General features: G+C 72.9%; 15 protein-coding genes and 2 pseudogenes. 11 read left to right on the forward strand and 6 right to left on the reverse strand.

The features are described 5' to 3' along the window. The first annotated feature begins 4 nt into the window (after nucleotides 1–4). Nucleotides 5–1,795: an ABC transporter permease subunit gene (locus IE239_RS32825; RefSeq protein WP_190153098.1), complete on the forward strand. Its 1,791-nt coding sequence runs from the start codon at nucleotides 5–7 to the stop codon at nucleotides 1,793–1,795. Next, complete coding sequence (locus IE239_RS32830; RefSeq protein WP_190153099.1) at nucleotides 1,792–3,039, forward strand: MDR family MFS transporter; 1,248 nt, start codon at nucleotides 1,792–1,794, stop codon at nucleotides 3,037–3,039. Before IE239_RS32825 ends, IE239_RS32830 begins: the two co-directional genes overlap by 4 nt. A 256-nt stretch (nucleotides 3,040–3,295) precedes the next feature. On the opposite strand, the gene IE239_RS32835 is transcribed toward IE239_RS32830, so the two are convergent. After that, complete coding sequence (locus tag IE239_RS32835; RefSeq protein WP_190153100.1) at nucleotides 3,296–4,051, reverse strand: CDP-alcohol phosphatidyltransferase family protein; 756 nt, start codon at nucleotides 4,049–4,051, stop codon at nucleotides 3,296–3,298. A gap of 108 nt (nucleotides 4,052–4,159) precedes the next feature. Between IE239_RS32835 and IE239_RS32840 the strand changes: the two genes are divergently transcribed. The 5 genes and pseudogenes from IE239_RS32840 to IE239_RS32860 all read left to right on the forward strand — a co-directional run. Beyond that, complete coding sequence (locus IE239_RS32840; RefSeq protein ID WP_190153101.1) at nucleotides 4,160–5,149, forward strand: zinc-dependent alcohol dehydrogenase; 990 nt, start codon at nucleotides 4,160–4,162, stop codon at nucleotides 5,147–5,149. Nucleotides 5,150–5,260: 111 nt separating this feature from the next. After that, the gene (locus IE239_RS32845) at nucleotides 5,261–5,659 is read left to right on the forward strand and encodes a 6-pyruvoyl trahydropterin synthase family protein (RefSeq protein WP_190153102.1); all 399 of its coding nucleotides are present in this window, start codon (nucleotides 5,261–5,263) and stop codon (nucleotides 5,657–5,659) included. Continuing rightward, nucleotides 5,656–6,867, forward strand: coding sequence for a glycosyltransferase family 4 protein (locus IE239_RS32850; protein ID WP_190153103.1), 1,212 nt, complete (start codon nucleotides 5,656–5,658; stop codon nucleotides 6,865–6,867). Before IE239_RS32845 ends, IE239_RS32850 begins: the two co-directional genes overlap by 4 nt. Continuing rightward, nucleotides 6,864–7,889 (forward strand): class I SAM-dependent methyltransferase, encoded by a 1,026-nt coding sequence (locus tag IE239_RS32855; RefSeq protein WP_190153104.1) that lies wholly within the window; start codon nucleotides 6,864–6,866, stop codon nucleotides 7,887–7,889. Before IE239_RS32850 ends, IE239_RS32855 begins: the two co-directional genes overlap by 4 nt. Then, nucleotides 7,886–8,869, forward strand: a pseudogene (locus IE239_RS32860) (lysylphosphatidylglycerol synthase transmembrane domain-containing protein); the annotation flags it as partial. The gene IE239_RS32855 and the pseudogene IE239_RS32860, both read left to right, overlap by 4 nt. Before the next feature lie 137 nt (nucleotides 8,870–9,006). On the opposite strand, the gene IE239_RS32865 reads toward IE239_RS32860, so the two are convergent. Beyond that, nucleotides 9,007–9,855, reverse strand: a complete 849-nt coding sequence (locus IE239_RS32865) for a creatininase family protein (protein ID WP_190153105.1) — start codon at nucleotides 9,853–9,855, stop codon at nucleotides 9,007–9,009. Between the two features lie 38 nt (nucleotides 9,856–9,893). Here IE239_RS32865 and ribA point away from each other — a divergent pair, with 38 nt between their 5' ends. The 3 genes and pseudogenes from ribA to IE239_RS32875 all read left to right on the forward strand — a co-directional run bounded on the left by ribA (nucleotide 9,894) and on the right by IE239_RS32875 (nucleotide 11,928). Then, on the forward strand, nucleotides 9,894–10,553 hold the full coding sequence (gene ribA, locus IE239_RS32870; protein ID WP_190153106.1) for a GTP cyclohydrolase II: 660 nt from the start codon (nucleotides 9,894–9,896) through the stop codon (nucleotides 10,551–10,553). Nucleotides 10,554–10,650: 97 nt separating this feature from the next. Further along, a pseudogene (locus IE239_RS42555) lies at nucleotides 10,651–10,849 on the forward strand (sarcosine oxidase subunit beta); the annotation flags it as partial. Beyond that, nucleotides 10,846–11,928, forward strand: coding sequence for a saccharopine dehydrogenase (locus IE239_RS32875; RefSeq protein ID WP_190153107.1), 1,083 nt, complete (start codon nucleotides 10,846–10,848; stop codon nucleotides 11,926–11,928). The pseudogene IE239_RS42555 and the gene IE239_RS32875, both read left to right, overlap by 4 nt. A gap of 375 nt (nucleotides 11,929–12,303) precedes the next feature. On the opposite strand, the gene IE239_RS32880 is transcribed toward IE239_RS32875, so the two are convergent. The 4 genes from IE239_RS32880 to IE239_RS32895 form a co-directional block, all read right to left on the reverse strand. Further along, nucleotides 12,304–13,533 (reverse strand): serine hydrolase domain-containing protein, encoded by a 1,230-nt coding sequence (locus tag IE239_RS32880; protein ID WP_190153108.1) that lies wholly within the window; start codon nucleotides 13,531–13,533, stop codon nucleotides 12,304–12,306. 40 nt (nucleotides 13,534–13,573) lie between these two features. Beyond that, complete coding sequence (locus tag IE239_RS32885; protein ID WP_190153109.1) at nucleotides 13,574–15,037, reverse strand: MFS transporter; 1,464 nt, start codon at nucleotides 15,035–15,037, stop codon at nucleotides 13,574–13,576. Further along, nucleotides 15,034–15,663 (reverse strand): TetR/AcrR family transcriptional regulator, encoded by a 630-nt coding sequence (locus IE239_RS32890; RefSeq protein ID WP_190153110.1) that lies wholly within the window; start codon nucleotides 15,661–15,663, stop codon nucleotides 15,034–15,036. Before IE239_RS32890 ends, IE239_RS32885 begins: the two co-directional genes overlap by 4 nt. A gap of 430 nt (nucleotides 15,664–16,093) precedes the next feature. Next, nucleotides 16,094–16,345 carry a hypothetical protein gene (locus IE239_RS32895; protein WP_190153111.1) on the reverse strand — a complete coding sequence of 84 codons (252 nt, stop codon included), beginning with the start codon at nucleotides 16,343–16,345 and terminating at the stop codon, nucleotides 16,094–16,096. A gap of 378 nt (nucleotides 16,346–16,723) precedes the next feature. Here IE239_RS32895 and IE239_RS32900 point away from each other — a divergent pair, with 378 nt between their 5' ends. Further along, nucleotides 16,724–20,464, forward strand: coding sequence for an NACHT and WD repeat domain-containing protein (locus tag IE239_RS32900; protein WP_229878493.1), 3,741 nt, complete (start codon nucleotides 16,724–16,726; stop codon nucleotides 20,462–20,464). The last annotated feature ends 49 nt before the right edge of the window (nucleotides 20,465–20,513 follow it).

Here is a 20,513-nt window from a genome sequence, read left to right on the forward strand (position 1 = left end):
CGGCATGAGGAGCAGGTTGGGCGCGCTGGCGTGGCGTGCCGCACTGGCCGCGCTGCTGGTGTGCGGGATCGGGCTGCTGCCCTGGCTCTCGCGCACCGACCCGGCGCTCACCGTCCTCAAGGCGCGCTCCGCCGAGCGGGATCCCTCTCCCGAGGCGCTCGCCGTCGTCCGCGCGCAACTCGGCCTGGACGACGGGCCGTCGCACCTTCTGGGGCGGTGGCTCGCCGGACTGTCGCGCGCGGACGCCGGACAGTCCTGGATCTCCGGCGCCGACGTCCTGCCCGACGTCCTGCAGGCCCTGGGCGTGTCGCTGCTGCTGACGGCGGCCGCGCTGACGGTCGCCCTGGTCGTCGCCGCAGGGGTGTGCGCCCGCACCCTGTGGCTGGGGGCGGGGCGCCGCCTGGAAGGCCGGCGGCCCGCGGGCGGTTCGGGCTCCGCGGTGCTCGCGGCGCTTCCGGAGTTCCTCATCGCCTCCGTCCTGGCGACGGTGATCGGGGTGCAGTGGGGCTGGCTTCCCGCGCTCGGCTGGTACGGCCCGCAATGGACGGTGCTGCCCGCTCTCGCCCTCGGCCTGCCCGCCGGGGCGGTCCTCGGGCGACTCCTCGACGACCAGCTGCCCGCCGCGTTCACCGAGCCCTGGGCATCGGCAGCCGCGGCGCGCGGACTGACCGGACGGAGCATCGCCCGTAAGGCGCTGCGCCGTTGCGTGCCCGGCCTGCTGCCCAACCTCGGGCTGTTCGTGGTGGGGCTGACCGGTGGATCCGTCGCCGTGGAGCAGATCTTCGACATCCCGGGGCTCGGCCGGACCACCCTTCGGGCGGCGATCGCCCAGGATCTGCCCGTCCTGCAGACAGGCGCTCTCGTGCTGGTCGCCCTCGCGGCCGTCGTCACCGGCCTCGCCCGGCTCGCCGCAGGGCGGCTCATCGGCCCGGCCCTGCGCGACGGCGCCCTGCACACGGTCCACGGGCCGACGCCGGCCGGCCGGACGGGCCCGGCTGTCGTATGCGGGGTGCTGTTGTCGGCCGTCGTCGGACTCGGCCTGCCCCGCGACCCGCTCGCCCTCGACACCGGCGCCCGTCTGCTACCGCCGTCCGCCGCCCACCCGTTCGGCACGGACGCACTCGGCCGGGACGTCCTCGCGCGCGTCGCGCACGGCGCCCTCGACACCCTGCTCCTGGCCCTCTCCATCAGCGCGATCGCGCTCACGGCCGGCGTCCTGCTCGGGCTGCTTCCGCGGCTGTCCGGGCCGCTCGTCGACACCGTGAACGCGGTGCCGCCGGTGCTCGCCGCGCTCCTGGTCGCCGCCGTCTGGGGCGGCGGCCCGACGACGCCCGTGGCGGCGGTGGCGGTGGTGGCCTGGGCCCCGCTCGCCGCGCACACCGGCGCGCTGCTGCGTCAGGAACGGGCCACCGCCCACCTCGCCGCCACCCGCGCGCTGGGGGCGGGCCCCTGGCACCTGCTGCGGAGCGAACTCCTGCCCGCCGTCCTGCCGTCCGTCGCCCGTCACGCCCTGTTGCGCCTGCCCGGGATCGCCCTCGCCCTGGCCTCCCTCGGCTTTCTCGGGCTCGGCGCCCAGCCGCCGTCCCCCGAGTGGGGCCTCCTCCTCGCCGAGAACCAGCCCTACGCCGAACGTGCCCCCTGGGCCGTCCTCGCCCCCGCCGCGGTCCTCGCCCTGCTCGGCGCCCTGGCAGTGACGGCGCCCGGTGCGCTGCGGCGGCCGCGACGGCTCCGCACCCCGGGCTGCGATCCGCGCGAACAGCCGAGCCGTAAAGTCGAGTTGTCGAGGGCGGAATGACGACGGCGCTTCTCCACCCGGGCCGGCAGCCGGAGCGCGGGGCACGACTGCCGCCCCTGCTGCGGCTGCTGATGGTCACTCAACTTGCTTTCAACCTCGGCTTCTTCGCGGTGCTTCCCTTCCTCGGCGAGCATCTGGGCGGCGGGGTCGGCCTGGCCGGCTGGTGGGTCGGCTTCGTGCTGGGACTGCGGACCTTCAGTCAGCAGGGGCTGTTCGTGGTCGGCGGGGCCCTCGCCGACCGGTACGGCGTGCGGCCCGTCGTCCTCGCCGGATGCGCGCTGCGGATCGCCGGGTTCGGCTGGCTCGGATACGCCGAGCGGATCTGGACGGTCGTCGGGGCGGTGCTCCTGACCGGCTTCGCCGCCGCGCTGTTCTCGCCAGCCGTCGAATCCGAGGTGGCCCGCCAGGCGGTCCTGCACGAGAAGTCGGGCGGCGGCCCGCGGACCCGGGTGCTGGCCCTGTTCACGGTGGCCGGGCAGGCCGGCGCGTTCGTCGGACCGCTGCTCGGCGCGCTGCTCCTGCAAGTCGACTTCCGTGCCGTGTGCCTGGCGGGCGCCGGGGTCTTCGTCCTGGTGCTCGCCGCTCACGCGTGGCTGCTGCCGCAGCGCATCCCCGGCCGCGCCCGGGTCCGCGTGCGGGGCGGCGCCGGTCCGCTGCTCCGCGACCGCCGCTTCCTCGCCCTGTGCTGCGCGTACGGCGCCTACCTCCTCGCCTACAACCAGCTGTACCTCGCCCTGCCCGCCGAGGTGGAGCGCGCGGCCGGTTCGCAGACGCCGCTGGCCTGGCTGTTCGCCCTGTCGTCGCTGCTGGTGGTGACCGCCCAGCTGCCGGTCACCCGGTGGGCGGCGGAGCGGTTGAGCCTGCGGCGTGCGATGGCCGCCGGGCTCGTGCTGATCGCCGCCGGTTTTGCCGTCGTCGCCGCGGCCCTGCCCGCCGGACGGACCGGGACGGCCGGGCTGCTGCCCGCGGCCGGTTTCGTCGTGCTGCTCACGCTCGGCCAGATGCTCGTCGCGCCCGCGGCCCGCGCCTGGGTCCCCGACCTCGCCGCGGACGGCCGGTCAGGTCTGTACACCGGGGCGCTGTCCTCCGGTTCCGGGCTGATCGTGCTCCTCGGCAGCGCGGCCACCGGAGCCCTGCTCGACGTCGGGCTGCCGGCCGCCGTGCCCTGGCTGCTGCTGGCGGCCGTGCCGGCCGCGGCCGTCGCCCTGCTGCCGCGCCAGGACCCCCGCGAGGCCCCGGGGTGAGAGCGGTCGCGGGTCCGGCCTGACCGCCGGGGCCGCCCGCCCGATCCCGTACACCGGGGTCCGGGACTTCCCGCCCGCCGGGCACCGCCGTCCGCGCCGTCGCGGCCCTCGACGTGATCTGCCCGGCGCGCCCGGACCGTCCGCCGCCCGCCGTCCGGCGAGACTGCGAAAGCGACCGCCGTACGGACCCGAGGCCCCCATGGGGAGGCGCCCCGACCGCCACCGGGTCGGGGCGCCTCCCCACGGGGGCCTCGGGCTACACGAGCTCCAGCAGCTTCTCGGCCGCAGGCTGCGCCGCGGTCCGCGACGTCCGCCACAGCCACAGCACGTCCCGGCCGAACGACCACACCAGGGAGCCGAGCGCCAGCAGCACCACGGCGAAGGTGGCGGCGTAGGGCAGCAGTGCGGAGCCCGCCAGCAGCAGCAGGACGCCCTGCAGCGCGGCGACCGTCTTGCGGGCGGTGCTCGGCGGGAGCGGGGCGTTCAGCCAGGGGGCGACGCGGGCCGCGGCGACGAAGGCGTAGCGCATGCCGCCTATCAGCAGCACCCATGGGCCCAGCGCCGTCGAGACGTACACGCTGAGCACCAGGATCAGGAACGCGTCGACCTCCATGTCGAAGCGCGCGCCCAGCGCGGTGGAGGTGTTGGTGCGGCGGGCGACCTTGCCGTCGACGCCGTCCAGGATCAGGGCCACGGCCGTCAGACCGACCAGCAGCGTCACCGGCGGCGCGCTCTCGAAGGAGTCCGCGACCAGTGCGGTCACCCCGCCGACCAGCGTCGCGCGGCCGAGGGTGACCCGGTTGGCCGGACCGAACGTGCGCAGGCTGGAACGGTGCAGCGCCCGGGAGAGCACCGCCCAGGTGGCGACGGCGAAGACGAGACCGGTCACCCAGCCCGCCGGCCCCATGCCGATCGCCGTGCCGAGCAGGGCCAGCAACAGGATCTGGACGCCCGCTCCCACAGCGGTCTCCTGCTGGACCAGCCTCGCGTCGTAAGTGTTGTTCAGGGCCACCGCACGTTCCTCCGGCCAGATGACAGAGATGATCAGTGCCGCGTACTGTGCGCGGACTGTGCACACCTCGGTACGTGAACAGGTTCCCGATCGTTCAGGAGGATGTGGATGTCGATCGCCGCTCGTGCGTTCTGGGTTGCCTCTCCCGGTGAGGGGGAGATCCGTGAGGTCGCCGTTCCGGACCCGGGCGAGGGCGAGGTCCTGGTGCGTTCGCTGTGGTCCGGCGTCAGCCGCGGCACGGAGACCCTCGTCTTCCGCGGCGGGGTGCCCGAGAGCCAGCACGCGGCCATGCGGGCGCCGTACCAGGAGGGCGACTTCCCGGCGCCGGTGAAGTACGGCTACCTCAACGTCGGCGTGGTGGAGCGCGGTCCGGCGGAGCTGGCCGGGCGGACGGTCTTCTGTCTCTATCCGCACCAGACGCGGTACGTGGTCCCGGCGACGGCGGTGACGGTCGTGCCGGACTCCGTGCCCGCGCGCCGGGCGGTTCTGGCCGGCACCGTGGAGACGGCCGTCAACGCGCTCTGGGACGCCGCGCCGCTGGTCGGCGACCGGATCGCGGTGGTCGGCGGTGGCATGGTCGGCTGCTCGGTGGCGGCGCTGCTGGCCCGTTTCCCCGGAGTCCGCGTGCAGTTGGTGGACGCCGACCCGGCGCGGGCGAAGGTCGCCGAGGCGCTCGGCGTCGGCTTCGCCGCGCCCGCGGACGCCCTCGGCGGCTGCGACCTGGTCGTGCACGCCAGCGCCACCGAGCAGGGCCTCACCCGCTCGCTGGAACTGCTCGCCGACGAGGGGACCGTTCTCGAACTGAGCTGGTACGGCGACCGGAAGGTCTCCCTCCCCCTCGGCGAGGACTTCCACTCGCGACGGCTGACCGTCCGCAGCAGCCAGGTCGGCACGGTCTCCCCGGCCCGCCGCTCCAGCCGCACCTACGCCGACCGGCTCGCCCTCGCCCTGGAGCTGCTCGCCGACCCGGCGCTCGACGCCCTCGTCACGGGGGACAGCCCGTTCGACGAACTGCCGCAGGTGCTGCCGAAACTCGCGTCGGGCGAGATCCCGGCGCTGTGCCACGGCATCAGGTACGACCAGGACTGCCTGACCTGAGAAAAGAGTGAGATCAGGCTGAACAGGGGGAATCGAAGAGCCGTACTACACGGCATCCCCCGGCGGTCAACGGCCGGGGGAGCAGAGGCGCCGCACCTGGAGGGTCGTCCGTTGTTCAGTGTCACCGTCCGCGATCACATCATGATCGCCCACAGCTTCAGCGGCGAGGTCTTCGGACCCGCGCAGCGTCTGCACGGAGCGACGTTCCTCGTGGACGCCACCTTCCGCCGCGAGCAGTTGGACGACGACAACATCGTCGTCGACATCGGACTGGCCACGCAGGAGCTGGGAGCGGTGGTCAGCGAGCTGAACTACCGCAACCTCGACAACGAGCCGGACTTCGCGGGGGTCAACACCTCGACGGAGTTCCTGGCCAAGGTCATCGCGGACCGGCTCGCCGAGCGCATCCACAAGGGGGCCCTCGGCGAGGGCGCCCGGGGCATCGCCGCGATCGCCGTCACCCTGCACGAGTCGCACGTCGCCTGGGCGAGTTACGAGCGTGCGCTGTGACCGACGTGACCCTGGAGAAGTCCGCCGTGCAGAGCGTGCCGGCCGGCCAGAAGGCCCCCCTCGCGTACGTGCCCGCACAGGCGCCGCTTCCCAAGATCGGCGGGATCATCCCCATGTCCCTGCGCTCCGTGCACTTCGTCATGCCGGGCGGCGTCGACGACACGGCGAACCCGAGCGGCGGCAACGCCTACGACCGGCGCCTGTGCCTGGACCTGCCCGGTTTCGGATGGCAGGTCCACAAGCACCTGGTGTCCGGCTCCTGGCCCCGTCCGGAGGCGCACGCCCGCGCTGAACTGGCGCACACGCTGCGGGAGTTCCCCGACGGCACGGTCGTCCTGATCGACGGGCTGGTCGCCTGCGGGGTCCCGGAGATCATCGCCCCCGAGGCGGAGCGGCTACGGCTCGTCGTCCTCGTCCATCTGCCGCTGGGCGACGAGCGCGGTCTCGCGCCCGAGGTGGCGGCCGAACTCGACGCCAAGGAGCGGGAGGTGCTGCGGGCCGTCCCGGCCGTCGTCGCCACCAGCGACTGGGCGGTGCGCCGTCTGGTCTCCCACCACGGCCTCGCCCCCGAGCGGGTGCACGTCGCCGCCCCCGGCGCCGACATCGCCCCCCTGGCCTCCGGCACCGACGGCGTCTCCCGGCTGCTGTGCGTGGCCTCCGTGACCCCGCGCAAGGGCCAGCACCGGCTGGTGGAGGCGCTGGCCGCGGCCAGGGACCTGCCGTGGAGCTGCGTGTGCGTGGGCGGTCTCGGGGACCAGGAGTACGTCGCCCACTTGCGCGAACTCATCGGCAGGCACGGTCTGCAGGACCGGCTGGAGCTCGCGGGCCCGAAGGCCGGCGCCGAGCTCGACGCCGCGTACGCCTCCGCCGACCTGATGGTGCTCACCTCCTACGCGGAGACCTACGGCATGGCCGTCACCGAGGCGCTGGCCCGTGGCATCCCGGTCCTGGCGACGGACGTCGGCGGACTGCCCGAGGCGGTCGGCCGCGCCCCCGACGGCGGTGTCCCCGGCATCCTCGTCCCGCCGGAGGACCCGGCCGCCCTCGCCGCCGAACTGCGCGGCTGGTTCGGTGAAGCCGATGTGCGACGGCGGCTCAAGGCGGCCGCGCGCGGCCGCCGGGCCGCCCTGAACGGCTGGGCGTCCACCGCCCAGAGCCTGGCCGGCGTTCTGGGCAGGCTTCCCAGCGAGCCCCGGAGGGCGGCATGAGGAAGACGACGGCGACCCCGGCCGACGTGGCACGACGCGTGGGCGGCATCCCGGCCCAGCCCGGCCACAAGAGTTCCGTCTCCCTGGTGGAGAGCGCCGAGGCCGGCCCGGAGTCCGTCATAGCCGGCGCCGGACCGGTCGGCCGGTCCGGCGAACGGCCCACCGTGCGGCTGCGCGACGCGGGGCCGGACGAGCAGCCCCGCTACGCGCCCGAGTGGCTGGAGCTGCGCGAGCCCGCCGACGCCGCCGCGCGGTCGATGGAACTGCTGGACCCGTTGCGGATCCGGCTCGCCAACCTCCCCGGACGCCGCGGCCTGGCCATCCACGACCTGGGCTGCGGCACCGGCTCCATGGGCCGCTGGCTGGCCCCCCGGCTGGACGGCGCCCAGCACTGGGTCCTGCACGACCGCGACCCCTACCTGCTGCACTTCGCGGCCGTCGCCTCCCCGCGGGCGGCCGCCGACGGCAGCCGGGTCACCGTCGAGACGCGACGCGGCGACGTCGCCCGCCTCACCCCGGACGCCCTGCTGGGCGCCTCGCTGGTCACCGCCTCCGCGCTGCTCGACGTCCTCACCCGCGAGGAGGTCGAGACGCTCGCCGCGGCCTGCGCCGGCGCGGGCTGCCCCGCGCTGCTGACGCTGTCGGTCGCCGGCCGCGTCGAACTCAGCACCCCCGACCCGCTGGACGACGAGATCACCGCCGCGTTCAACGACCACCAGCGGCGCGGCGGCCTCCTCGGCCCCGACGCGGTCTCCGTGGCCTGCGAGGCGTTCGCCGACCAGGGCGCGACCGTCAAGGTGCACCCGAGCGCGTGGCAGCTCGGCCCCGAGAACGTGGGCCTGACCGCCCAGTGGCTGCGCGGCTGGGTAGGCGCGGCCGTGGAGGAGCGCCCCGGACTGGCCGAGCGCGCCGAGCCCTACCTGGCCGCGCGGCTCGCGGCCTGCGCCGCCGGCGAACTGCGCGCGACCGTGCACCACAGCGACCTGCTGGCGCTGGCCCGGCCGACGGGCGGAGCCGGATGAGCGCGGAGACGGCGGGCCCCCGGGTGACGAGCGCGGCGCCCCTGGGCCGGGCCGAGACGGCCTCGCCCGCCGTGCGACGGCCCCCGCGGGCTCCGTCGCAGGCCCGCACCGCCGTCATCGCGACCGAGCCCCGCGCGCAGCGGCCCTCCCGGCTGCGCGCCCTGCTCGGCAACCGCGCCCTGCGCACCCACTTCGGGACCGTCGCCGGGGTCGTCATCCTCACCGTGCTGCTGTGGCGGCTGGGCACCGGCGTCTTCCTGGACGGGCTGCGGCGCATCGACGCGCCGACGCTGCTCGCCGCGCTCGCGATCGGCGCGCTCACCACCGTGTTCAGTGCCTGGCGCTGGGCGCTGGTGGCCCGCGGGCTGCGGATCCGGCTGCCGCTCGGCCCGGCCGTCGCCGACTACTACCGCGCCCTGTTCCTCAACGCGGCACTGCCCGGCGGCGTCCTCGGCGACGTGCACCGAGCGGTGCGGCACGGGCAGAGCGCGGGCGACGTCGGACGCGGCGTGCGGGCCGTGGTCCTGGAGCGCACCGCGGGACAGCTCGTGCTGACCGTGGCGGGCGTGACGGTCCTGCTGGCCCTGCCGTCCCCGGTCATGCAGGACGTCCGGCAGATCACGCCGCTGGTCCTGCTGGCCGGCGTGGGCGCCTGCGCCGTCGCCCTCGCCGTGCGGATGAGCTCCTCGGCGCCGCGGCGCGCCGGCCGGCTGCGGGCGACGCTGGCGGAAGCGCGCGAGAGCCTGCTGTCGCGGCGCAACGGGCCGGGCGTCGCCCTGTCCTCGGCGGTCGTGCTGAGCGGACACCTCGGCATGTTCGTCGTGGCCGCCCGGGTCGCCGGTTCCGGCGCCTCCGTGCTCGCGCTGCTGCCGATCGCCGTGCTCGCGCTGCTCGCCATGGGCCTGCCGCTGAACATCGGCGGCTGGGGCCCGCGCGAGGGCGTCACCGCCTGGGCGTTCGGCGCCGCCGGGCTCGGCGCGAGCACCGGGCTCACCGTCGCCGTCGTCTACGGGGTGCTCAGCTTCGTGGCGGCGCTGCCCGGAGCGGTCGTGCTGCTGGTGCGCTGGTCCGCGGGACTGCGGACCCGGGACGCCGGCCCGGGTCCCGTCGAGAGCCGCTACGACGAGGCCGCGTCACCGTCCGCCGCGGCACCGTCCGCCGCGCCGGCGCGGGTCCCGGTCGCCGACGCCTGCGAAGCCGCCGACGCGGCCGGCATCGCCGACGTGAGCAGGGTGAAATACGTGCCGAAGGAATCCGCCAGGCTCGCCAGGAGTTCCTTTCCCTTTTCCGCGGACCCCAGGGAAGGACGGCCGATGACGCCCGAATCGGTATAGGCGGACATTCCCAGCGTGAGCAGATGACGGCGGTCGTCCGCGACGAAATCGGCCGACTCGTAACCGGGCCGGACGACGTCGGGGTGGGCGTGCAGCAGGATCGAGGTCTCGATCTCCCCGGCGTGCATGTCGGTGAGGAGCGAGGTCGCCACCCCGGACCGCTCCAGCGCCGCCTCCCAGTCCTCCGGGGCCGGGAAGAGCGCCATCCGTTCACCTGCGGCGGAGGACTCCTGGACGACGTTGCCCAGGACGTAGTTCCCGCCGTGTCCGTTGACCAGCACCAGGGCTTCGACGCCCGAGCGGCGCAACGACGCCGCGATGTCCCGTACCACCGCGTGAAGGGTCACGGAGGAAATGCTGACGGTTCCCGGCCAGGCCGCGTGCTCGTGCGAGCAGGCGATGGTCACCGGCGGGAGGAGGTGCACCGGGTACGCCCCGGCGATCTCCCGCGCGATGGCGCAGGCGACCAGCGTGTCGGTGGCCAGCGGCAGGTACGCGCCGTGCTGTTCGAAGCTGCCGACCGGCAGGACCGCCACCCGGGTCGCGACTCCCGCCCCCCGGGCCCGCACGTCCTCGGTGGTGTCCGTGGGCATCACTCCGTACGCCACCGGCCGTATGTCCGAACCACTCATTTCTTCCCGGCCCTTCGTCTCTGCTTAGGAACCAGATCATGACAGAAAACATTGGCGTACTCGGCACGAAGACCCCGCAGCGCACCGGTGTGGAACGCGTGGTGAACGCCCCCCTGCCCACGGTGTACGGGAAATTCCAGGCGATCGGCTTCATGGACCACGACCGCGGTGACGAACAGGTCGCGCTGGTCTACGGCGAGATCGGCGCGGAGGACGTGCTGACCCGGCTGCACTCGGAATGCCTGACGGGCGACGCGTTCGGCTCCCAGCACTGCGAGTGCGGCGACCAGTTGGAGTCCGCGCTGCGGGCCGTGGTCGAGGAGGGCCGTGGCGTGGTCGTCTATCTGCGGGGGCACGAGGGCCGCGGCATCGGGCTGCTCGGCAAGCTGCGGGCGATGGCACTGCAGGCGGAGGGCCTGGACACCGTCGAGGCCAACGTGGCCCTCGGTTTCCCGGTGGACGCCCGTGACTACAAGGTGGCCGCCGACATCCTGCGCGATCTGGGCGTGCGTTCCGTCCGCCTGATGTCGAACAACCCGCGCAAGCGCGAGGCGCTGGTGGACAACGGCATCAGGGTCGCCGAAGAGGTGCCGCTGCTCATCGAACCGTGCGAGAACAACATCACCTACCTGCGCACCAAGCGGGAGCGGCTGGACCACCGGCTTCCCCACCTGGACGCGGTGGCGCACTGGTCCTGAGCAGGCCGCGCACCGCCGCCCCGCCGGACGAGGGCCACGGCGGCCCCCGCGCACGACGGCCCCGGCCCCGGCAACGGGCCGGGGCCCGCTGCCTTTCCTGATCGGCGAGGCCGCGGCGGTGTCGCGCCTCCTGTCCCCGACGGGCCTGTGCGCTCACGGCTTCCGCCAGGCGCCGGCCGTCGGCGAGATCGTCCGCGGCCGGTATCCGGGCCGCGTACCCTTCGTGGACGTCACCCCCCCTGAGCGCCGACCGCTTCACGGCCGACGCCCCGTGTCCGGAGGTCAACCGCGTATGACCGCACTCCACCTGTGGCTGCGCCACGAGGTCCGCACCACCGAACGGCGTACCCCGGTCGTCCCCGACGACGCCCGCCGCCTCGTCGAGGCCGGCGTGCGCCTGAGCGTCGAGGACTCCCCGCAGCGCGTCTTCCCGGCCCCGGAGTACGAGGCCGTCGGCGCGAGGATCGTCCCCGCCGGCTCATGGACCTCGGCACCGGACGACGCCGTCGTCCTCGGCCTCAAGGAACTCCCGGACGAGCCCACCCAACTGACTCACCGTCATATTTTCTTCGGGCACGCCTACAAGCGGCAGCCGGGGGCCGCGGCCCTGTTGCGCCGGTTCGCCGCCGGAGGCGGAGCACTGCTCGACCTGGAGTACCTGGTCGACGACGACGGGCGTCGTCTCGCGGCCTTCGGCTTCTGGGCGGGCTACCTGGGAGCGGCCCTCGCCGTCCTCCAGCACCGGGGCGAGCTGACCGCTCCGCTGGCGCCCACCGACAAGGAGGCCCTGGACGCGACGCTGCGTCAGGCGTTGCACAAGGAACCGGAGTTCACCGCCCTCGTCGTCGGGGCCCTCGGACGCAGCGGCCGGGGCGCACGCGCCGCGTTCGCCACGGCCGGCGTGGACCCCTCCTGCTGGGACCTGGCGGAGACCCGCGACCTGGACCGCACCGCCCTGCTGGCGCACGACGTGATGGTCAACTGCGTCCTCGCCACGACCCCCGTGCCGCCGTTCGTCCGCGAGCAGGACCTCGACGACCCGGACCGCAGGCTGCGCACCCTGTCCGACGTCACCTGCGACGTGGGCTCGCCGCTCAACGTCCTGCCGGTGTACGACCGCACGACCGAATGGTCCGACCCCGTGCGCCGTCTGCGCAAGGAGCCTCCGCTGGACCTGATCGCCATCGACAACCTGCCGTCCCTGCTGCCGCGCGAGGCCAGCGTCGACTTCTCGGCGGCCCTCACGCCCCAGCTGCTGCACTTCGGCGCCGACCGGGCATGGGCCCGCTGCCTGGACCGCTTCCACGAGGCGAGCCGTGAACTCGGCCTGGCTCCGGGTCGGTTCGGCGCGGAAGGGGAGTCCGGCCGTTCCTGACGCCGTGCCCGTCACCGGCGTCGTGCACCAGGTGGGCGCGGGCCTGTCCCGGGCAGCGGCCCGGCCGCCCCGGGTGAGCACGGCGACCGCGTACGCCTGTGGCACCGCACGGCGGAACGGGCGGCCGGCACGCTGGGTGTCCGGCACATCCTGGGCGGGCCCCTCCCGCCGGGCCTGGCCAGGGCCGCCGGGACGGCCACCCGCTGCGAGCGGTGGCTGGGCGAACTGCGCGCCGGGGGACTGGACTTCGCGTTGCGCGTCGGGGCCTGACGGCTGCCGCGAGTCCCGGCGGGGGCGGGCGCGAGGCCGGCGCGGGACTCCGGAGGCGGACGTCCCCCGCGGGGCGGCGCCACCGTGGCGGCGGTCCCGGCGCGGTCAGTCCGTGACCGCTTCGTGGACCAGCCGCTTGAGGTCGGGGTAGAGCTTCAGCGACCTCCGCGGGCGCAGCTGGGTCAGGAACTGGACGGACACGTCGTGGCTCGGGTCGACCCAGAAGGTCGTGGTGGCGACGCCGCTCCAGCCGTACGTGCCGAGCCCGGACGGGGCCTGGGTGCGGCTCGGGTCGACGACCACGGAGACCCCGAGACCGAAGCCGACGCCGTCGTTGCCCGGCTCGTCGTGGGCGGGACGGCTGCCGAAGGCGCGCAGGTCGGCGCCGCCGGGGAGGTGGTTGCGGGTCATCAGGTCGACGGTTTCGGGCGCGAGCAGGCGCACCCCGTCGAGCTCGCCGCGCCGTCTCAGCATCTCGCTGAACCGGTGGACGTCGTAGGCGCTCGCCACCATGCCGCCGCTGCCCGACAGGAACCGGGGGCGGCCGAACAGGGGCAGACCCGGGATCGGCTCGATGCCGCCGCCGTCGGCGTCCCCGTACAACTCCGCCAGGCGGCCCGCCTGTTCGCCGGAGACCTGGAAGCCGGCGTCGGGCATGCCGAGCGGGCGGAAGATCCGCTCGGCGAGGAACTCGTCCAGCGGCCGGCCGGAGACCACCTCGACGACCCGGCCCAGGACGTTCGTGGCCACCGAGTAGTTCCACTGGGTGCCCGGCTCGAACTGCAGCGGCAGCCGCGCGTACGCCTCCACGGTGCCCGCGAGGTCCGAGCCCGGCAGCACCGCCGAGTCCAGTCCGGCCTCGCGGTACAGGGCGTCGACCGGGTGGCAGTGGTAGAACGCGAAGGTCAGGCCCCCGGTGTGGGTCATCAGATGCCGCACCAGCAGGGGCTGCTCGACCGGGCGGGTGGACAGGTCCGCGCCCGAACCGCCGGTGTACACGCGCTGGTCGGCGAAGGCAGGCAGGTGGTCGGCGACGGGGTCGTCGAGCCCCAGCCGGCCTTCCTCCATCAGTATCAGCGCGGCGACGGAGGTCACCGGCTTGGTCATGGAGTAGATCCGGTACAGCGTGTCCGCCTCGACGGGCAGCCCGGCGGCGATGTCGCGGCGGCCGTGCGTGACGAGGTGCGCGACCCGGCCGCCGCGTGAGACGGCCAAGAGGAACCCGGGCAGACGCCCTTCGTCGACACGGTGGGCGAGGTGCTGGTCGAGACGGTCCAGCGCCTTCCCGTCCAGCCCGGCCTCGCTCGGGTCGACCTCTTGTCGCAGCAGTGCCATCCCTGTCCTCCAGTGCGTTCGTTCAAGGTGCGGCCCCGGTCTACCCGCCGGGACGACCTCCGACCTCATCGTCGCGCAGGGAACGCGCGTGCGGACCCCTTTCGGCACCGTGATCCTTGTGCGTTGCGTCGCTTCCCTCAGCCGGGTGACCAGCGGGGCAGGCGGTCGGGCGGGCGGTGGGGGCGGGGCGTGCGCGGCCAGGGAGCGCCCTGCAGAGCGCCGGAGCGGCCGCGGACGCGCACGCCACCGCCAGCAGGGGCGAGCGCGCCGCGCCGAGGTTCATGAGCACGGTCGCCGCCGCGACGCCGAGCGCCGGTCCGACGTTCATCGCCGTCTGCTGCAGCCCGCCCGCCACTCCGGCCGACTCGGCGGGCGCCTCCCGGACGACGACATGGGTCGCCGCCACCATCGTCGCGCCGAACCCGGCGCCCACCAGGGCGAATCCGGCGCAGAAGACGGCCGGACCCGTGGCGCCGGCGAGGACGAGGAGGCCGACGGCGAGCACGGTCGTCGCCCCCGTGAGCGTGGTGCGCGCGCCGGCCCGGCGCAGCAGCACCGCGGCGGCGGGGGCGGCGGCCACCAGGAACACGGCCAGCGGAAGGCTGAGCAGGGCGCTGCGCAGCGGGGTGAGGCCCAGACCGTCCTGGAGCAGGTAGACACAGGCGAACACCGCGCCGTTCAGGGCCGCAGACGCGACGACGAGCAGACCGAGCGCCGCGCCGACCCCGTGCGAGCGCGCAGCGACCCCGCCCGTTCGCCCGAGCGCGGCCGCCCACGGCAGCAGGGGAGCAGGAGTGCGGCGTTCGTGCTGCACGAAGGCGACGGCGGCGAGGAGAGCGACCGGCGCCGACCACGTCATGCCGGGGAGCGTGACCAGGGTGTGGACCAGACAGGCCAGTGCCACCGCGAGGAGCAGGGCGCCGGGCAGCCCGAGCGGCCCGTCGGCGGACGGCCGCGGCTCCTCCCGGGAGGCGAGGGCGAGCGCGCCGAACAGCAGCGCGGGCACGACGTTCACCAGGAACACCGAACGCCATCCGAACCCGGTGGTCAGCACCCCACCGACCATGGGCCCGACGGCCGCCGCCACTCCGATGGCGGCCGTGCGCACCGCGATGGGGGTGCGCAGCCGCTCCGGCGGGAACGACGCCCGCAGCATTCCCAGCGTGGCCGGCTGCAACAGGGCCCCGAACGCGCCCTGCACCACCCGCAGCCCGGTCACCCAGTCCACGCCCGGCGCCACGGTGAGTGCCGCCGAGACGACCCCGAACCCGAGCATGCCGACGGCGAAGGTGCGGCGGTGTCCGTGACGGTCGCCGAGTCGCCCGGCGAACACGAGCAGACTCGCGACCGCGACGAGATAGCCGGTCCCGGTCCACTGGGCCTGGGCCAGGGAGGCGTGCAGATCGTGTTGCATAGCGGGCCGGGCGACGGTGAGCACGGTGCCGTCCAGGGCGACGATCACCGCGCCGGCCACACTGCTCGCCAGCGTCAGGGAACGGTTCACCGGCTGTCCTCGGGCCCCAGATGCGCGTCCAGAGCCGTGCGAAGCAGCGGCGCGAAGTCGTCTGCTCCAGTGGCGAGTTGCAGGCTGCCCCAGCGCCACAGCTGGGCGATGCCGTGCAGGTTCGCCCACAGCGCGGCCGCGACGGCACGGGCGTCGGCGTCCGGGCGGACGCGGCCGACCAGCTCCGTCAGCACGCCGAACAGCGGCAGGCTGGTGTCGCGCAGCCGCAGATGACCGCTCTCCAAAAGATCGTGGCGGAACATCAGCTCGTACATCCCGGAATTCTCCAGGGCGAACCGCAGGTAGACGCCGCTGAGTTCGGTGAGCTGCCCGCGCGGGTCCGCGCTCCCGTCGCCGCAGGTCGCCCGCACGCGCGCGGCGAGGTCGTGGAAACCGCGGTGCGCGATGGCCGACAGCAGTTCCAGGTGGGTGGGGAAGTGGCGGCGGGGCGCACCGTGCGAGACGCCCGCCCGCCGCGCGATCTCGCGCAGGGTCAGCGCCCCGGCGCCCTCCCGGGAGACCAGGTCCACACCGACGTCGACCAGACGGGTGCGCAGACCGGCGTCGGAAGCGGTGGGGCCGCAGGGCTCGGCAGCCGGCCCCGGGTCGGGTGCTGGTTCGCTCATGGACGCTGTCTACCAGCGCCTAGTAGACAGTGTCTACTCTGGTCACCGCTACTGCGTCACCGCTGCTGCGTCACCGCTGCTGTGGAGGCCATAGATGCCGTCGGTCGTGGGTCTGCTGGAACAGCGCGAGCTCGTCGCTCGTCTGTACGTGGCCCTCGTCTCACCCGTTACCGACGGCATGAGGCCCCAGGACGTCTTGGCGCTCTTGAGCCTCATGCCGTCGGCCCACGGCAACACGGTGGTGCGACATCGGACCCGGGTGGTCAGGCCTGACCTGACACGGCAGGCCAAGAGTGCAACGTGCCCCGGTACCGGAGAGCGGTGTTGCGGCGGCTGCCGGGCCGGATGGGCGGTCGGCAGCTCACAGGTGTGCCCTCATCGCACATGGTCGGACATCTTGTTCCTTGCCTGCTGTCGAGGAGCGGGTGGGTCACTCAACCCAGATGTACAGGGCCCACTTGCTGCCGTACGGAGTGCAGTAGGCGGGCCCGGCGTAGGACGCCGCCAGCGAGTAGCACGTCGACTCCGAGTAGACGCCATCCTTGTGCCAGTAGCCTGCAGCCTCGGCCGTCGATGTGGGGCCGATCTCCGAGGGCGCGGGGGCGGCCTGAGCGACCGCGGTGCCACCCACCAGCATGGTGGATCCCAGAGCGATACCGGTGAGCAATAGACGTACTCGCATGTGTGTCTCCTTCGCCGTATGGCGGATATGTGTGGATGTCACTTTTCGGTGGGAGCGTGCTGTTTGCGGGCTGTCTGCAGGTCGGCATCCGCCGGCAATTCGTATGGCGGATGCCGATCCCGCTTCCCCGATCCGAGCCCACGACCGCCCGGCAGTCCTTCGCTGAACGGCAGCCCCCGGGGCTCGCAACACCGAGTTCAGCGGCTGGCGCATTGTTTGGCAGTGCTGGTCAGGCGGCCAAACAATGGCCGGACGCGAACTTTCGGGTCCTGTGGCGGGTCCGTAGCGTGGCTGGCCGGTCTGGTGTCACGGGCAGCTGACGGGGGTGGGGGCGTGGCGGGGCGTCGTGAGGTGCCGGTGGATCCGGGAGCCGGTCCGGTGCAGCGGTTCGCGTTCGAGCTGCGCAAGCTGCGCGCCGAGGCGGGCGGAGTCACCTACCGGGTGCTGGCGGATCGGGCTGGGTACTCGATCACGACGCTGTCGCAGGCAGCCGGCGGTGAGCAGCTGCCGACGCTGGCGGTGGCGTTGGCTTATGCGGCGGCGTGTGGGGGTGATGCGGGAGAGTGGGAGGCCCGGTGGAAGCAGGCCGTGGACGAGGTTGTCGTCCTGGGCCAGACAGAGGACGGGCAGAGCGCGGAACCGCCGTACAAGGGACTGGTGCGGTTCGAGACCGGTGACAGTGACCGGTTCTTCGGCCGTGACCGGCTCACCGCCGACCTCTTGGACCTGCTGCGCCGACAGAGGTTCGCGGCGGTGTTCGGGCCGTCCGGCAGCGGCAAGTCCTCCTTGCTGCGCGCCGGCCTGATCCCCGCTCTCCAGCACACCCGGACGCTGGACTTACGCCTGGCCGCCCTGCGTATCCTCACCCCCGGCCCGCACCCGGCCCACACCCACGCCCGGGTGCTCGATCCCGGCGCCACCAGATCAGGCACCCCGGGCGCCGACACGTTCGTGATCGTCGACCAGTTCGAGGAGGTCTTCACCCTCTGCCACGACCCGGCCGAACGCGCCCGCTTCCTCGATCTGCTGCTGACCGCCCGCCGACCCGAGAGCCGGTTACGGGTACTCATTGCCGTGCGCGCCGACTTCTACGGCCGCTGCGCCGAACACCAGGGCCTGGTCGAGGCCCTGCGCGACTCCAACCTGCTGGTCGGCCCGATGGCGCCGGCCGAACTGCGCGACGCCATCGTCAAGCCCGCCACTGCGACAGGCCTGACCGTGGAACGTGCCCTGACCTCGCGTCTGCTCGAGGAATTCGCCGACGCCCCGGGCGGGCTGCCGTTGCTGTCCCACGTGCTGATGGAAACCTGGCGGCGCCGCCGCGGCAAGACGATGAGCCTGGCCGGCTATCAGGCAGCCGGAGGCATCGAAGGCGCGGTCGCCAAGACCGCCGAGGACACCTACCGCCAGTTCACCGAACCCCAGGCCGCTGCGGCCCGCCGCATGCTGCTGCGCTTGGTCGCACCCGGCGACGGCACCCCCGACACCCGCCGACCCGCCCACCAAGACGAGCTTGAAGTCTCCCGCAGGCAGGAGATCGAACAGGAGAGCGAAATCGGGCACGTCCTCCAGGCCTTCACCCGGGCCCGGCTGCTCACCCTTGACGGCGACACCGTCGAGCTCGCCCACGAGGCCCTGCTGACCGCCTGGCCCCGCCTACGCGGCTGGATCGAGCAAGACCGCGAACGCCTGAGCATCCATCGCAAACTGACCGACGCCGCCCACGCCTGGGAGGAACTGGGCCGCGACCCTGGAGCTCTGTACCGAGGCAACCGAATGACCACCGCCCAAGAACACTTCAGCGGTGGGGCGGCCGCAGACCTCACCGACCTCGAGCACACCTTCCTCACCGCCAGCCTCACCGCACGTGATCAGGAAGAACACGCCGCTACCCGGGCCGGCCGCCGCCTGCGTCGGCTCACCGCATCACTGTCCATCCTGCTCGCTCTCACGGTCACCGCCGGCCTGATCGCCTGGCAGCAGAGCAGGTCGCACGAGCGCGAGCGGCTACGGGCCGAGGCCCGCCGTATCGCCGAGGTGGCCGACGGCATGCGCTTTGAGAATCCCCATACAGCGATGCTGCTCAGTCTGGCTTCCTGGAAGATCGCTGACCTCCCGGAGACCCGTTCAGCACTGTTGGCCGCTGCATGGCAGAAGGAACAGGACGCATTTGCAGTGCCCGATGACGATCCAACCGCCGGTCGCTTCCTCGACCTCGACGGTCGAACCGTGCTCAGTGTCGGCGAGCGTCAGGTGACACAGTGGGACCTTGCCACTCACCGAAAGGTGGCTTCCTACACAGGGCTGGGCCGGTACGCGGACGACTACCCCGAGGTCAGCGTGGAGTCACGCGTGGCTGTACTGAACGGCGGCGAGGGCGTTCGGCTCTGGGACTTGGCGGCAGGAAGGCCGATCAGCCACCCGGTGTTCCGCAATATGACGGGCCAGATGAACTCCAGTGGTCGGACCGTCATCGTCTATGGCATGGACCGCAGTATGCAGTTGCGAGAAATCCGCAGCGGCCGCCTGCTCGCCGATCGGCGCGCGGGCACTCTCACTGACGGACCCCTCATAGGGAAAGTCAGTGCTGATGACCATCTGCTGGCTGTGTGCCGGAGCGAATCCGCGCGCCTGGAAATCCATGACCTTCACGAGCAAAAAAACCTGACAGCCGCGAAACTGTCCGGTGCTCAGCTGCCCTGCCGCAAGCTGCGCTTCGTCTTCAGCCGGGACAATCGAGCTCTTCTCACCCTCACCGACACGAAGGTCCAGATCTGGGACATCAACTCCGGTCGTCTGCGGCACGGCATCGAACACCCAGGCATCGCCGAGGCAGTTCTGAGCCCGAACGGGAAATTCCTGGCAACCGCAGACGACAGCGCAATCCTCGTGTGGAGGCTCGCCGCCCCGTCCAGCCCTGTCTTCCGGTACGCCCTCGTCGGCGAGACCGCAGCGTCGTTGCGCTGGGCTCCCGGGGGGCGGGTTCTCCGCTACCTCGCAGGAGTGACCGGGGCAACAGTCAGGTCACTCGACGTGGAACATGCCGTAGATCCCATCTGGACCAGTCGGCCTGTCGGTCATGCGTCCTTCAGCGCGGACGGAAGAATCCAGGCCACTGTGAGGTCGTTGAGCGGCACCTTCCGTGCCCGGCTCCTTGACCTCCGCAATGGCCAGAACCTGGCGACAGCGGATGTGCCCTGCCCCGGCACCAGCGCACAAAAGCAAGTGCACGGGCGATGCACCGGACTTCTTGCGCTGGCGCCCGATGGCCAGTCGTACGCTGTCGGCGCCACCGACAGGGGCCGCCAAGCAACTGTCACCGTCAGTGGCCGGCAACGCAGCACCACACTCACCATTTCCGGAGCCGGGAGGAACACCAAGCCCGTCGCGGACATCGAACTCAGCCCGGACGGAAAGCTCCTCTACGTCCCGCAGGCCATAGACGATCAGATCGTCACCAACAGCCAACTCATCCCCGACACCCAGTGGACCGAAATCTGGAACGTGGGCCGGCAGAGAAGGACCCGAATTCTCCGCGGTGTCGGCGGAGACGTGATCGCCCTTCGCCCGGACGGTAAACTCCTGGCCACCTCAACCGGACAGTTGGTCGACCTTCCGTCCGGCCGGGTCACCCGCCGCACGCTCGCCCAAGACACCATCCGCTCCCTCGCCTTCAGCCGCGACGGAGACTACCTGGCCGTCGGCGATGCATCCGGCCGCGTCACCGTATGGGACAGCCGCGCACGACAGCGCCTTGCAGTCTTCGCCGGTGGACCCCGCGATACCGGCGGTCCCCCAGAGCCCGCATCGGCGCTTTCCTTCTCCCCCGACGCCCAGACGCTGGCAGTAGTCGACACACACGGCACAACTCAACTGTGGGACATCACTTCTCAGGCCCGACACGGCCCCGCCGTACCCGGTGCCAGCGACACCATTCTCGCTCTGGCCTTCAGCCCCGACAACCAGACCCTGTACGCAGCCGGAGACCACGCCACACTGCAGAAACACACGATCGCCCCAGAGAAGATCGCTGCTGCTTTATGCCAACGCACCCGAAAACTAACCGCAACCGAATGGAAGGCCTACATCCCCACCGTCCCCTATCGCCCAATGTGCTGAAACAACCCATGCCTACGCCCACTCTGATCTTCTGCGGCACACGTTCACC

It is taken from the genome of Streptomyces humidus, assembly GCF_014649655.1.
In the GTDB taxonomy this organism is placed as follows: Bacteria; Actinomycetota; Actinomycetes; order Streptomycetales; family Streptomycetaceae; genus Streptomyces; species Streptomyces humidus.